Annotated in this window: 13 protein-coding genes; 7 read left to right on the forward strand and 6 right to left on the reverse strand. The window is 61.0% G+C overall.

Annotated elements, in window-relative coordinates; translation table 11 throughout:
• The first annotated feature begins 154 nt into the window (after nucleotides 1-154).
• The 3 genes from PHU01S_RS09015 to PHU01S_RS09025 are packed head-to-tail and all read left to right on the forward strand — an operon-like array spanning nucleotide 155 to nucleotide 3,023.
• Nucleotides 155-1,138, forward strand: a complete 984-nt coding sequence (locus PHU01S_RS09015) for a FecCD family ABC transporter permease (protein WP_048744941.1) — start codon at nucleotides 155-157, stop codon at nucleotides 1,136-1,138.
• Nucleotides 1,135-2,178, forward strand: coding sequence for a FecCD family ABC transporter permease (locus PHU01S_RS09020; protein ID WP_021881101.1), 1,044 nt, complete (start codon nucleotides 1,135-1,137; stop codon nucleotides 2,176-2,178). Before PHU01S_RS09015 ends, PHU01S_RS09020 begins: the two co-directional genes overlap by 4 nt.
• A gap of 20 nt (nucleotides 2,179-2,198) precedes the next feature.
• A complete protein-coding gene (locus PHU01S_RS09025; RefSeq protein ID WP_127507239.1) occupies nucleotides 2,199-3,023 on the forward strand; it encodes an ABC transporter ATP-binding protein in 825 nt (274 codons plus the stop codon).
• A 150-nt stretch (nucleotides 3,024-3,173) separates the two neighbouring features.
• Here PHU01S_RS09025 and PHU01S_RS09030 read toward each other — a convergent pair whose 3' ends face one another.
• The 4 genes from PHU01S_RS09030 to PHU01S_RS25725 form a co-directional block, all read right to left on the reverse strand.
• The gene (locus PHU01S_RS09030; RefSeq protein WP_048744939.1) at nucleotides 3,174-3,494 is read right to left on the reverse strand and encodes a potassium channel family protein; all 321 of its coding nucleotides are present in this window, start codon (nucleotides 3,492-3,494) and stop codon (nucleotides 3,174-3,176) included.
• A 311-nt stretch (nucleotides 3,495-3,805) separates the two neighbouring features.
• Nucleotides 3,806-4,426 carry a ferric reductase-like transmembrane domain-containing protein gene (locus PHU01S_RS09035; protein ID WP_049868300.1) on the reverse strand — a complete coding sequence of 207 codons (621 nt, stop codon included), beginning with the start codon at nucleotides 4,424-4,426 and terminating at the stop codon, nucleotides 3,806-3,808.
• Nucleotides 4,423-5,400, reverse strand: coding sequence for an FAD:protein FMN transferase (locus tag PHU01S_RS09040; RefSeq protein WP_218032435.1), 978 nt, complete (start codon nucleotides 5,398-5,400; stop codon nucleotides 4,423-4,425). Before PHU01S_RS09040 ends, PHU01S_RS09035 begins: the two co-directional genes overlap by 4 nt.
• A 35-nt stretch (nucleotides 5,401-5,435) precedes the next feature.
• On the reverse strand, nucleotides 5,436-5,813 hold the full coding sequence (locus PHU01S_RS25725) for a hypothetical protein (RefSeq protein ID WP_164763031.1): 378 nt from the start codon (nucleotides 5,811-5,813) through the stop codon (nucleotides 5,436-5,438).
• A 301-nt stretch (nucleotides 5,814-6,114) separates the two neighbouring features.
• On the opposite strand from PHU01S_RS25725, the gene PHU01S_RS09045 reads away from it, so the two are divergent.
• The 3 genes from PHU01S_RS09045 (at nucleotide 6,115) to PHU01S_RS09055 (ending at nucleotide 9,478) form a co-directional block, all read left to right on the forward strand.
• The gene (locus PHU01S_RS09045; protein WP_127507243.1) at nucleotides 6,115-8,058 is read left to right on the forward strand and encodes an ABC-F family ATP-binding cassette domain-containing protein; all 1,944 of its coding nucleotides are present in this window, start codon (nucleotides 6,115-6,117) and stop codon (nucleotides 8,056-8,058) included.
• Between the two features lie 6 nt (nucleotides 8,059-8,064).
• Nucleotides 8,065-8,715 (forward strand): fumarylacetoacetate hydrolase family protein, encoded by a 651-nt coding sequence (locus PHU01S_RS09050; RefSeq protein ID WP_021880250.1) that lies wholly within the window; start codon nucleotides 8,065-8,067, stop codon nucleotides 8,713-8,715.
• 172 nt (nucleotides 8,716-8,887) lie between these two features.
• Nucleotides 8,888-9,478, forward strand: a complete 591-nt coding sequence (locus PHU01S_RS09055; protein ID WP_048744935.1) for a ribonuclease H-like YkuK family protein — start codon at nucleotides 8,888-8,890, stop codon at nucleotides 9,476-9,478.
• A 158-nt stretch (nucleotides 9,479-9,636) separates the two neighbouring features.
• Here the strand turns inward: PHU01S_RS09055 and PHU01S_RS09060 are convergent, their stop codons facing one another.
• Nucleotides 9,637-10,074, reverse strand: coding sequence for a Dps family protein (locus tag PHU01S_RS09060; RefSeq protein WP_048744956.1), 438 nt, complete (start codon nucleotides 10,072-10,074; stop codon nucleotides 9,637-9,639).
• Nucleotides 10,075-10,267: 193 nt separating this feature from the next.
• Entirely contained in the window at nucleotides 10,268-11,797 is a 1,530-nt protein-coding gene (locus PHU01S_RS09065) for an MDR family MFS transporter (protein ID WP_127507245.1), read from the reverse strand.
• A 557-nt stretch (nucleotides 11,798-12,354) separates the two neighbouring features.
• Between PHU01S_RS09065 and galU the strand changes: the two genes are divergently transcribed.
• The gene (galU, locus tag PHU01S_RS09070) at nucleotides 12,355-13,230 is read left to right on the forward strand and encodes a UTP--glucose-1-phosphate uridylyltransferase GalU (RefSeq protein ID WP_083436264.1); all 876 of its coding nucleotides are present in this window, start codon (nucleotides 12,355-12,357) and stop codon (nucleotides 13,228-13,230) included.
• Nucleotides 13,231-13,331 lie beyond the last annotated feature (101 nt).

Below are 13,331 nucleotides of genomic sequence, written 5' to 3' on the forward strand. Positions count from 1 at the left end.
ACTTTTTCCATAGCCACTGCTGCTTTTCGAATCCGAGACGCGTTAATCCGGCTGGACGGCTTTGAAGACCCTGGAAGCGGAAGCGGAGGGCAACGCAGGTGTCGGGCAGAAGCAGCAGATGAAGAGAGTTCTATGAACAAGAAAGCAGGCCGACATGAGACTTACGGGAATAGTTCTATTTATGACGCTTCTGGCCTTCGCGGTTCTATGCAGCATCGCATTCGGGACGGCCGATATTCCGCTCCGCCATGTCATCGGCTCCTTCACCGGATACAGCGGAACGCAGGAGCAGCTCATCATCCGAACGGCCCGGGTTCCCCGGGCGCTGATCGCGGCCTCCGTAGGCGCCTGCCTCGCCGTGGCCGGAGCGCTCATGCAGGTCATCGCGCGCAATCCGATCGCTTCTCCAAGCACCTTCGGGGTGAATGCGGGGGCGGCTTTTTTTGCTGTCATCGGCGCGGGGCTGCTCGGCTTCGAGAGCATGCAGGCTCAGACCTGGATGGCTCTGGCCGGAGCGGGAATCAGCGGGCTGATCGTTTTTGTCATGGGCAGCATGGGCAAGGACGGCATGACCCCGGTGAAAATCACGCTGGCCGGAGCTTCCATCGCCGCTTTTTTCGCTTCCGTGACGCAAGGGTATATGCTGACCAGCGGGAAAATGTTCGACCAAGTGCTCGTCTGGCTGGTCGGCTCCGTCGCGGGCCGGGAGATGAATGCCCTAACCGCCGTGCTTCCCTATATGGGCATCGGGATGCTTCTGGCGCTCGTCCTGTCCCGCCATCTCAATGTGCTCGCCATGGGCGACGACATCGCGCAAGGACTCGGGCAGAGCACGGCCCGGATGAAAGGGGCTGCGGCCCTGTCCATCATCCTGCTGGCTGGAGCTTCCGTGGCTGCGGCCGGACCGGTCGCCTTCGTCGGCATCATCGTGCCGCATGTCGCGCGCCGCATCGCAGGCAGCGACTACCGCTGGATGATTCCCTACTGCGCCGTGCTGGGCGCGCTGCTGCTCGTGACGGCCGATCTGGGCTCCCGGTACATCGCGATGCCTAAGGAAGTGCCCGTGGGTGTCATGACGGCGGTCATCGGCGTTCCCTTCTTCGTGTACATCGCGCGGTCGGGGAGGGTGACACGATGAGCAGATACCGTTCCCTGCGCATGGACAGGCCGCGGCTGTCGTTCCTGCTCGAGCGCCGCACGACCTGGGTGCTCGTCATTCTCGCCTTGCTGTGCGCGGCCATGATGATTGTCAGCACCGGCATCGGCAGCCTTTATGTGTCGCCTCTAGAAGTGATCCGCTCCATCGCGGGCAAAGGGACTGCGGCTCATGAGGTCATCGTGAACAAGCTGCGGCTGCCGCGAATCGTCATCGCTGTGCTTGTCGGGGCTTCGCTGGCAGTTGCTGGAGCCATTCTGCAAGGTCTTGTCCGCAATCCGCTCGCATCCCCGGATGTGACCGGAATCACCGAGGGAGCGTCGCTGGGCGCGGTGCTGTTCCTGTTCCTGCTGGGCGGCTCCGTCCCTATCTCCTGGATGCCGGTGTCGGCCATCGGGGGCGCATTCGCGGTTACGGCGCTGCTGTATCTGCTGTCCTGGCGGGGCGGCGTCTCGCCGCTGCGCCTTGTGCTGATCGGCACGGGGCTGTCGGCGGCTTTCAAATCGCTATCCTACATGCTGATCATCTCCGGTCCGCTCATTCTGACGGTCAAATCCCTGACGTTCATGACGGGCAGCATTTACGGAGTCTCCTGGGAAAAGGATGTCTACACGCTGCTCCCATGGGTGGCGGCGCTGCTGCCGCTGGCCTGGTTCCAGGCCCGGCATGTGAACATCCAGGCGCTCGGCGACGAAGTGGCCGGAAGCGCAGGGGCGCATGTGCAGCGCAGCCGCTTGATACTGCTGCTGCTGAGCGTGGCGCTCGCGGGAGCCGCCATCGCCATTGGAGGGGCGATCAGCTTCATCGGCTTGATGGCCCCTCATATGGCGCGCAAGCTTGTCGGTTCGTCCTTCGGCGGACTGCTGCCGGCAAGCGCCTTGATCGGCGCCATCATCCTGCTCACGGCCGATCTTGCCGCGCGTACGGCTTTCTCGCCTCTCGATATTCCGGCCGGCGTATTCACGGCGGCGATCGGCGCTCCGTTTTTCCTTTACATGCTGTATCGGCACCGCAATTCATGACAGGCAGGAGGCAATCGAAGATGGGGATGCTGGAAGCGAAGGGGCTGGCGCTCTCTTATGGAGGGGCGCATGTCTTTGAAAACCTGGATCTGACCCTACCGGAGGGCAAGGTGACGGTGTTCATCGGCAGCAACGGCTGCGGGAAATCGACGCTGCTGCGCTCGATGGCCCGTCTGCTGAAGCCGCAGCAGGGTTCGGTCGTCATCGACGGCAGCGACATCTCCCGGATGTCGACCAAGGAGGTCGCTCGCAAGCTGGCTATCCTGCCGCAAGGACCGCAGGCGCCGGAGGGGCTGAGCGTGCTCCAGCTTGTCAAGCAGGGCCGCTATCCCTACCAGAGCTGGCTGCAGCAGTGGTCGCGGGAGGATGAAGCGGCGGTGGCCGAGGCGCTCGAGGCGACCGGAATGTCGGAGCTCAGCGAGCGCAGCGTCGATTCGCTGTCGGGCGGGCAGCGCCAGCGGGCGTGGATCGCCATGACGCTGGCGCAGCAGACCGGAATCATTCTGCTCGACGAGCCTACGACGTATCTCGATCTGACTCATCAGATCGAGGTGCTGGACCTGCTGGACGAGCTCAACGCCTCGGAGAAGCGGACGGTCGTCATGGTGCTGCATGATATCAACCTGGCATGCCGTTATGCCGACCATATCGTCGCCATCAAGGAAGGCTCCATCTATGCGCAGGGAGCGCCGGAGCAGGTCGTCAGCTCCGCGATGATCGAAGAAGTGTTCGGGCTCCGATGCGACATCATGGCGGATCCGCTTCATGGAACGCCGATGTGCATCCCGCACAGCCGGAGCGCCAGGAGGCTCTCCGCCGCGGAGCCGGAACCCCTGTTCTTCTGACCGGGGAGCAAGGATGGATTGGCGGCTTTTCTGAAAGCTCGGGCGATGAAACAGGCATTCAAAAAGGAACAGTCCCATAAGTCATGCAAATGACCGGGGACTGTCCCTTTTTTTCATAGGGTCAAACGAAGCACGTTTCTTGCGCGGCGCTCAGCGCCTGCCGATGCGGATATGGGAGGCGAGCGTGCGGATGAAGCCGAAGATGATGCCGATGCCGACGAATACATAAATCATGGTGAAGATTTTGCCGAAGTCGCTTTGCGGCTCCAGGCTGCTGCCTACGGTCGTCAGCGTCGTGACGCAGAAATACAGGGCGTCGACGGTGCTCCAGCCTTCGGCGGAACGGTAGAACATCGTTCCGGAGAACAAGGTGACGGCCGCAATGAAGAAGAGCGCCTGAAACTCCTTGTCCTTGAAGGCGTGGAAGAAGGCGGATACGAATCGCTTGCTGGTGAGGATGAAGGAAAGCATGATGTCAACCCCCGCTGTCTGTCCGTTGATAGGTCTTTCATGTCTATGTCTTATCTTAGCATGGACAGGCGGGGAGATGAAAATTCGATGGAAGGGAAGAGATTGCGGGAGACCGGCAATCGCTGATCGCTTGGAACATGAATGAGGAACATGAATGAGGAACATGAATGGGAAAAGCTCGGCAAGGAATAGACAGGGAGGATGGATGGGCAACAACTGCGGATAGCTGCAGCTGAGTTGGATGGATCATATCGAAATCGCGGAGGGATGTGCAGCCGGACTGTTGCCGAAGTCCGGCTGCCGGAGCATCCTCAGCTTGCATCGGAGCCGCGGGAAGCTTGCTGCCGGCGGCTTCCATCCGGCCTGCGCGGACCGGGAAGGATTTCCGCCCGGGCTGCGGGCTTGCGGGGGATGAGGCGTCCGCAGAACAGGAGCAGCGTCGCTCCTCCGGTCACGGCGTACATCCCTTGGACGACGCCAAGAGAGCTGTCCGTTCCGGCCAGCAGTCCATGCAGCAGCGCTGCTGCGAACATAGGGTACGCGAGCATGTGGATCGCGAGCCATAGAGGCCGCTTGAGGCGAGGGCGCAGATCCGTCGTGAGGATGAGGAGCAGCATGCCGTACAGGGCGAGGCTTCCGATGCCGTACAGGACAGGATGGTCATGCGCGGAGAATGGAAGGAGCAGCTCTCCCCAGGTGAACGGCGTATACGTGTCAATGACGAGCACGGCGGCATGGAGCAGGGCGATCGCCGTGCCGGCGACCGTCAGCCGGCTGTGCCAGCGGTAGACCGAGATCTTCGATGCTCCCTTCAAAAAGGGATAGCCGTACAGGATGCCCAGCGTCATGCCTCCGAACAGGGCCAGGTAAGCCGCGATGCCGGCGATTCTCGTCAGCTGCCATGTCGGCCATTCCACCATCCATTGAATCATATCGTCGCCTCCTGAATTGTCAGCGTGCCGGGCTCCCAGACGAAGCGTCCGGGATTTCGGGAAGGGATCAGAATCAGCTTGCGCTTATCCGTGATGACGGCGGCTTCGCAGCCGGGAGCGCCGAGCTTCATCCGGGCCGCGCCTTCCTCCAATCCGCAGATGCAGAAGGTTTTGGCCCACGCCTCGCATTCGGCCGCCTCCGCCCCGGCGACCGTCGCCTGGACGATGCCGCTCGCTGCGCTGCGTCCGGCAAGGGGATCGATGAGATGATGAAGGCCGGATCCGTCCTCTCCCCAGCGCCGCTTCAAGGTGGAGGAGGTTGCTGCGGCTCCACGCTTCAGCGACAGGCGCGCCGCATCCCTGCCGGTGTCCCAGGGATCCTCGATGGCGATGACCGTGGAAGGAGCTTCCTCGTCCTCCTGCCATACGCTGAGGTCGCCTCCGGCATTGACGATGCCGGCAGGGAAGCCGTGCCTCCGGCGGAGCCAGCCGGCGAGCCGGTCAGCGGCCCAGCCCTTGACGATGCCGCCGAGATCGAGCTCGCTGCCGGGGGCGAGACGCACCGCGCCCATGCGCCCGTCAAGCTCGAATGGCTCGGCGGCGGCATGACCGCCCGGATCCGGGCGGAGGAGTCCAGCCTGCCCGGAGGCTTCGGCAGGCCGGAAGGTGGCCGCATGCTCGAAGGAGCGGAGATAGCCCTCCCGCTGCAGCTGGCGGAGCAGGCCGGGGTGGAAGGCGCCGCCGGTCTGTCGGCAGCATTGCAGCGCCAGCGCGAGCACCTCCTCCATCATCGGCGATACGAGCTGCCAGGAGCCGCCGGTCCGGTTCAGGGCGCTGAGCTCGCTGCCGGGCAAAAAGCGGCTGAACCTCGCCTCGACATCGCGGAACCAGCGGCTGACCAGCGAATGATAGGCCGGCGTATCGGGAGTCCGATCGTCGGGCCAGCGGAGAATGGCCGTTATGTCCGTATTCATTGCCCTCAACGCGATTCGGGATTCGGCCGGCATGATCAGGAGCCTCCCGAGCGGGAGCTCATGCCCCCGCCGCTGTCGGATTGGCTCCAGCCGCCGCTTGGAGATCCGCCGCCTGCCGCTCCGTCGGACGGGAAGGAGCCGCCTCTCCGGCCATGCCTGCCCGTACGGCTGCCGGTGTCCCCGTCGAAAGCTCCGCCGTTGTCCATGCTGCCGGATCGCCAATCGTCCATGAGCCTGTCCCGATCGGCGGCAGAGGCATCCGATTCCGATGCCGGGCCGGATCCGTTTCCTCCGGACTGGATCTTTTCCTGAAAGGCGGTGCTGTTTTGCACGGTGCTGAACAAAACAAACAGGGCCGCCGCTCCGCCGGCGCCGATTTGCCACTTTCTCCATTTGCCGATTCGCTGTTTCATCGAATCCACCTCGTTTCAAGGATTGCTCCCTATCCTACGCTTTCAAAATGAACAGAAAATGAAGATAGAGCTGACTTGGAAATGATTTTTTAAAGAAGCGCGGTTCGGCAAAAGGCGGGGGGCTGTGCCGATAAGCCTCCCGTACAGGAGCCACCCTTCGGACAAGACGGGTGAAGGGGGATGTCCGGACCGAACCGGCTTATGCTTCGGGTTCTGAACTTCCGGAACCGGACGGCGGCTGCGCAGCCGCCAAGTTGTGGTATGATGGAAGGACGAGAAAACAAGAAAGCCGGGGCCTGATATGCATCTGTTATCGGTAGAGCATCTTTCCAAAACCTACGGAGAGAAAAAACTGTTTGAAGACGTAAGCTTCGGAATATCCGACGGCGATAAGATCGGCATCATCGGGGTGAACGGAACCGGGAAGTCGACGTTTCTGAAGGCGATTGCGGGAATCGAGCCTGCCGACAGCGGCAGCGTCGTGATTCCGCCGCGCGTCAGCGTGCGGATGCTGCTCCAGAACTTGGAGTTCGATCCGGAGGAAACCGTGCTGGAGCATGTGCTCAGCGGGGATTCGCCTCAGCTGAAGGCTGTGCGGGACTATGCGGCGGCGCTGGAGGCTCTTGAGCGGAGCAGCTCGGATGTCGCGCTGCAGGAGCGGCTGCTCCGGGCCAACGCGGCCATGGACGAGCAGGATGCTTGGCAGCTGGAAAGCGATGCCCGAACCGCTCTCTCCAAGCTCGGCATTACGAGCTACGAGGCGAAGCTCGGCACGCTGTCCGGCGGCCAGCGCAAGCGGGTGGCGATGGCCGCAGCGCTGCTGTCGCCATCCGACGTGCTCATTCTGGACGAGCCGACCAACCATATCGACAACGAGTCCGTCGCGTGGCTGGAAAGCATGCTGCAGAAGCGGCGCGGCGCGCTGCTCATGGTGACGCATGACCGCTACTTCCTGGATCGGGTCAGCAACCGCGTCATCGAGCTGGACCAGGGCCGTGCCTTCTTCTATACGGCCAACTACAGCCGCTTCCTGGAGCTGAAGCTGGAGCGCGAGGAGCGCGAGGCGGCGAGCGAGTCCAAGCGCCAGAATCTGCTGCGCAACGAGCTCGCCTGGATCCGCCGCGGCGCCAAGGCGCGCTCGACGAAGCAGAAGGCGCGGATCGAGCGCTTCGAGGCTCTCAAGGAGGCTGGACCGGGCAAGGCTTCCGGCAAGCTGGACTTGTCCGTCGCCTCCTCCAGGCTGGGACGCAAGATCATCGAACTGGAAGACGTGAGCAAAGGGTATGGAGACCGGTCGCTGATCAACGGCTTCAGCTACATCGCCGTGCCGGAAGACAGGGTCGGCATCATCGGGCGCAACGGCAGCGGCAAGTCGACGCTGCTGAAGCTGATCGCCGGCCGGATGGAGCCGGACAGCGGACAGGTCGTGCTCGGCCCGACCGTCAAGCTCGGTTATTTCTCGCAGGAGCATGAGGAAATGGACGAGTCGATGCGCGTCATCGAATACATCCGCGAGCAGGCGGAGCAGGTCCGCACGGGCGACGGCACGACGATCAGCGCCGGGCAGCTGCTGGAGCGGTTCCTGTTCCCTCCGGCGATGCAGTGGTCGCCGATCTCCAAGCTGTCGGGCGGGGAGAAGCGCCGCCTGCAGCTGCTGCGCATCCTGAGCGGCGCTCCGAACGTGCTGCTGCTCGACGAGCCGACCAACGATCTCGATATCGCGACGCTCGGCGTGCTGGAGGATTACCTCGACGACTTCCCGGGCGTCGTGCTGGTCGTCTCCCATGACCGGTACTTCCTGGACCGGACGGTGGACCGGATCTTCGCGTTCGAGAACGGCGCCATCACGGAGCATACGGGCAACTATTCGGACTACGAGGAGCAGCTGCAGAAGAAGGGAAGTCTCCAGGACTCGTCCTCCAGGGCGGCTGCGTCATCCCCGTCTGCCGCCTCCCGGCCGGGAGAGCCGGCCGAAGCTCCGCGCAAGGAATCCAAGCTGCGCATGTCGTATCAGGAGCAGAAGGATTTCGAGGTCATCGACGGCCGCATCGCGGAGGCGGAAGCCGAGCTGGAGCGGGTCCAGGAGGAGATGGGCGCTTCGGGAAGCGACTCGGTGCGCCTGCAGGAGCTCATGGCCCGCCAGGAGAGCCTGGAGGCCAGGCTGGAGGAATTGATGGAGCGCTGGACCTATCTGAACGAGCTTGCGGAACAAATCGAAGCCCAGAAAGCAAAGAACAGGAGCTGACCCTGCATGAGTGCCTATGAAGACTACAGCCTTGAATCCGTACGCAATATTTATTGCATCGGCCGCAACTACCGGCTGCATGCCCTTGAGCTCGGCAACGAAGTGCCGAAATCCCCGATGGTGTTCACCAAGCCGACCCATTCGCTGATTCCGATGGACGGAAGCGCCGTCGAGCTGCCGGGCGGGGAAGGAGAGGTGCATTTCGAGCTGGAAATCGTGCTTCGCGCGGGACGCGGCTGGGAACCGGGAATCGAGGCGGACGAGCTGTTCGACGCGATGACGCTCGGCCTCGACCTGACGCTGCGCGACGTGCAGAGCAGGCTCAAGGAGAAGGGCCATCCATGGCTCGCCGCCAAGGGCTTCCGGAATTCCGCTCCGATCGGGCCTTGGCGTCCTTATCCGGGTCTAGCCGGGCTGGAGGCCGCCGACTTCGCTCTGCTGCGCGGCTCCGAGGTCGCCCAGCTGGGCAACGCCCGGGATATGATCTTCAAGCCGGATGTGCTCGCGGAGCATATCGGCCGCCGTTACGGCCTGGGCCGGGGAGACATCGTCTTCACCGGGACGCCGGCCGGCGTCGCCGCCCTTCGGGACGGCGAGGAGCTGAGCGTTCTCTGGAACGGGGAGAAGATCGCCTCCTCCCTTGTCTCCCTCGTTTGACGTCATGCATGGAACAAGCCGCATCCTGTCCTCGTTTCGGCGAGGCTTGGATGCGGCTGTTTTTCTACCCGATGCAGCCGCCGTGGGAGCGCCGTCTGCTTGGCCGGTTCATAGGCAAGGCCATCCAAGCATAAGCTGACGGTAAGACAGCGAGGGCGGGGTGAGAGCTAGCGTGACGAAGTCCAAGAGACAGCCGGAATCCCATGATTACCGCAACAGGCTTCGATTTCACAACGTCAAGGAGCAGCATCTGACCTTGGGCGAGGTCGCCGAGCGGATGATGACTTTCATAAGCGAGGATCCGCGGGCGGCGTATCATTTTGCCATCGGGACGGATTCCCAGGTTCATCCAAGCCATACCAAGTTCATTACGGGCCTCGTTCTGAGACGGGTGGGCAAAGGGGCTTGGGCATGCTACCGGCCTTTCGTGCTGAACAGGGAGCTGGCGTCGATCCGCGAGAAGCTGGCCTTCGAGACTTCCCTTTCCCAGGAAATGGCCGCATATTTGGAGGAGCATCGAATCGTGCCGGCGATGGAAGAGCTGATTCTGCCGTACGTCTACCAGGGAGGCGAGCTTCGGACGTTCATCGATATCGATGCCGGCACGGAGCCCTGCCTGAATCCGACCCATCTGTATGTCCAGGAGATGATCGCCCGCGTGGAGACGATCGGCAGCTATGTGCCCCGCGTCAAGCCGGAGGCTTACTGCGCCTCGAGCTATGCGAACCGCTACACCAAACGGCCGGCAAGGATTGTGATGTAACCTTCAATAAAAAGAGAAATAGGCAAAAAAGCTCAAAAAGGTTCGGAAGCCGCCCTAGGGATGGCTGCGCAAACCTTTTTTTGCAATCTCAACTTTTTTTTCCGATCTCAACTTCGTTTTGCAGCGAAATCCTTCGAGAGGAAGGCAATAAGCCGAGGTTACTCGGCTGCGAAGGCATCCAGCATCCAGACATGTTTCTCCAGCGACGTGTGGATGGCCAGCAGCATATCGGCTGTCGTTTCGTCCTGACGGCTCTGAGCGGCGGCCATTCCTTCCTTGAGCTCGCCGATCATGCTTCTGAAGTCGGCGGCGACCGACCGGACCATGGCGATGGCGGACTCGCTGCCCGCCGCTTCCTCGACGGTGGCCGTCTCGAGATATTCCTTCATGCTCGCAAGCGGCTTGCCTCCGACCGCCAGCAGCCGTTCGGCGAGCTCGTCGACATGTAAGGCGGCCTCTTCGTAGAGAGCCTGGAACTTTTCGTGCAGGGTGAAAAATTGGGGGCCTTTCACATACCAGTGGAATTGGTGGAGCTTCACGTACAAAATGCTCCAATTGGCCAGGTGGAGATTCAACACTTGAGACACCGATGGAATGGCAGCAGCGGATGGGGTTGTCAAAGAAATCAGCTCCTTATTTATAATTATTATTAACTAGTATTAAATATAATATAGTTGAATCCGTCTGTCAACGAAGGCGGCGAAAACCAAAAAAGGCCCCTTGTCAGGGACCTTTTTTCGAGTTCTTGTTTTTTTCTTTGCTGTGCTTTGACCTGCATGTGCCCGCCGCTTATTCCGTGCGGAGCTCTTGCTTGGGTTCAGGCTTGCGGCTCATCGTCATGCGCGTGCCCGGCATGAGCAGGACCATGATGACGGCTGCGACAGCCGGGATAAGAGCCCACAGGAAGGTGTGGGAGATGGAAGTCGCGAGCGCGGCTTCGATTTTGCTCAGCACTTCGGCAGGGATCGCCTTGCGGCCTTCAGGCGTAAGGAACTGCTGGTTGCCCCCGCCTGCCCCGCCGATCGGCGCCTTGCCTCCGAACGCGGTTTCCAGCCGCGAGGTGAAGATGTTGCGCTGAATGATGCCGAAGATCGTAATGCCGAGCGTCATGCCGAGGGAGCGCATGAACGTCGTCGTGGCGGTCGCCGCTCCGCGCTGGCGCATGTCGAAGCCGTCGATGGCGGCCATGTTCAGCACGGAGAAGGAGTAGCCGACGCCGAAGCCGAGCAGGATCATCTCCAGCGTCACGACGAAGCGGGCCGTATCCGGGCTGATGAAGCCGAGAGAAACGACACCCGCCAGGAAGAAGACGGCCGATATCATCATGATGGAGCGGAAGCTCAGCTTGGTCGTCAGGAAGCCGCCTACCTGGCTGCCGACGACGGAGCCGATCATCATCGGCATGAGCAGCAGGCCGGAGTTGGTCGCCGAGCCGCCGTACACGCCCTGGATGAAGATCGGAATATAGATCGTGGCGATGATGAAAGTCGAGCCGTAGAACAAGGAGGTCAGCACGCTGCTCGCGAACAGCCGCTTGCGGAACATTTTGAACGAGATGATCGGCTCGGCGACTTTCGTTTCCGTATACAGGAACACCGCCAGCAGCACGACGAACCCGCCGAACAGGCCGAGAATCATGCCGGAATCCCAAGCGTACTTCTGGCCGCCCAGCTCCAGGGCGAACATGAGGCAGACGATGGCTCCGACGAGAGTGAACGCGCCGACCCAGTCGATGCGCTGCTTGGAATGGGAGAGGGATTCCTTGTAATAGGTCCCGATGAAGAACAGGGCGAGAATGCCGAGCGGGATATTGATGTAGAACACCCACTCCCAGCCGATATGGTCGGTAATGACCGCGCCGAGCAGCGGCCCGAAGATGCTGGAGATGCCGAATACGGCTCCGAACAGGCCGGACATCTTGCCGCGCTTCTCCGGAGGGAAAATATCGAATACGATCGTGAACGCGATCGGCATGAGAGCTCCGCCGCCGATGCCCTGGATGGCCCGGTACACGCTCAGCTGGGTAATGCTGCCGGCCGTGCCGCACAACGCGGAGCCGATCAGGAACACGATGATGCCGAAAATGAAAAACCGCTTGCGGCCGTACATGTCCGACAGCTTGCCGAAAATCGGCGTGCCTGCCATGAGGGCGATCATATAAGCGGATGTCACCCATACGAGCTGGTCGTACCCGCCGAGATCATCGACGATCCGCCCCATGGCGGTAGCGACGATCGTGTTGTCCATGGCTGACATCAGAATGGCCAGCATAAGGCCGGCTACGACGAATCGGGTCTGGCGAGCGCCTTTCTCCGACATGGAATTCACTCCTTCTTTCTCCTGCAAATTAAGATCCATTCTTATTATATTCAAATTTGAGTATAAGACAACGAATTTGTTTTAGGGCTGAATCATTCCAAAGAAAGCCGAACAGGATGGATTCTTTCGAGCTGCGGTCGAAGGTGCAAAAGAAACAAGGAACAGATCGATTCCTTCCGGATGACGGACATCGGGTTCCAAGGGAAGCTCGCTGTGGCTGGAATGGTTATTCCCGCCGTCGTATGGATACAGTATACAAATGCCTGTCCTTCAAGGAAGCGGGCCTGCTTCCCATGCCGCCGGAACGTCTCCGCCATGCCGATTATCCGCCTTTGTCTGCCGATGCTTAAATTTTCGGTTGTGATCATGCGGAACGCCCCGATGCATATACCTGAATGGTGCCCCTTGGCGGCCCTCTCATACGTCCGCTGGCGCCTTTCGACAAGAATTGGTAAACTGGAAGCAACGGAATTGGAACTGAACGACTCATTTACATATCGCATTTTGTCGGCCGGATCCGGCCATGTTTCTATCATGACGAAGGAGTTGGACCCCACTTGACTCATATCCGCAAAGCGATCATCCCTGCAGGAGGCCTCGGTACCCGTTTCCTGCCCGCAACAAAAGCCCAGCCCAAGGAAATGATGCCGCTCATCGACAAGCCGGCCATTCAATATATCGTGGAAGAAGCCGCCGCATCCGGCATCGAGAGCATCATGATCGTCAGCGGCCGCAGCAAGCGCGCGATCGAAGACCACTTCGACAAATCGGTCGAGCTGGAGAACGAGCTGGAAGCAAGAGGCGACGAGGAGACGCTGAAGGTCGTCCGCAGCATTTCCAAGCTGGCCGACATCGTCTACGTCCGCCAGCGGGAGCCGCTTGGCCTCGGCCATGCGGTGCTTTGCGCCCGCAGCTTCATCGGCAACGAGCCTTTTGCGGTGCTGCTCGGCGACGACATTCTGCGCTCGCCGCAGCCATGCCTGGGCGAGATGATGAACTTCTACCGGGAAACCGGATCTTCGGTCGTCTCGGTCATGGAAGTCCCGTGGGATCAGACCCACAAATACGGCATCGCGGATCTGGAAGGCGAAGGCATGTTCCCCCGCATCCGGAACCTGGTGGAGAAGCCGGCTCCCGGCGAAGCGCCGTCCAATTGGGCTGTCGTCGGGCGCTACGTGCTCGACCCTGCCGTATTCCGCCTGCTCGAAAGAGCGGAGCCGGGCAAGAACGGCGAGATCCAGCTGACGGACAGCTTGCAGAAGCTGAATTCCGTGCTGCCGATGCATGCCTTTAAATTCCAGGGACGCCGGCATGACGTCGGTGATAAGCTGGGATTTGTACAGGCGACGATCGACATGGCGCTGGAACGCGAGGATCTGTCTCAGGCGGTACGGGATTATATGAGAAGCAAGCTGGAGACGGAGTTGCTTTAGGTTTGCGCTAGCAGGGGCAGTCATCCGAATCATGAACCGTCCGGGGCACAGGAATTTGTCTGGGCGGTTTTTTGGTTTTTGATTGCTTTTCCGTGACTTCA

The organism is Paenibacillus humicus NBRC 102415 (genome assembly GCF_004000905.1).
Lineage (GTDB): Bacteria > Bacillota > Bacilli > Paenibacillales > Paenibacillaceae > Paenibacillus_O > Paenibacillus_O humicus.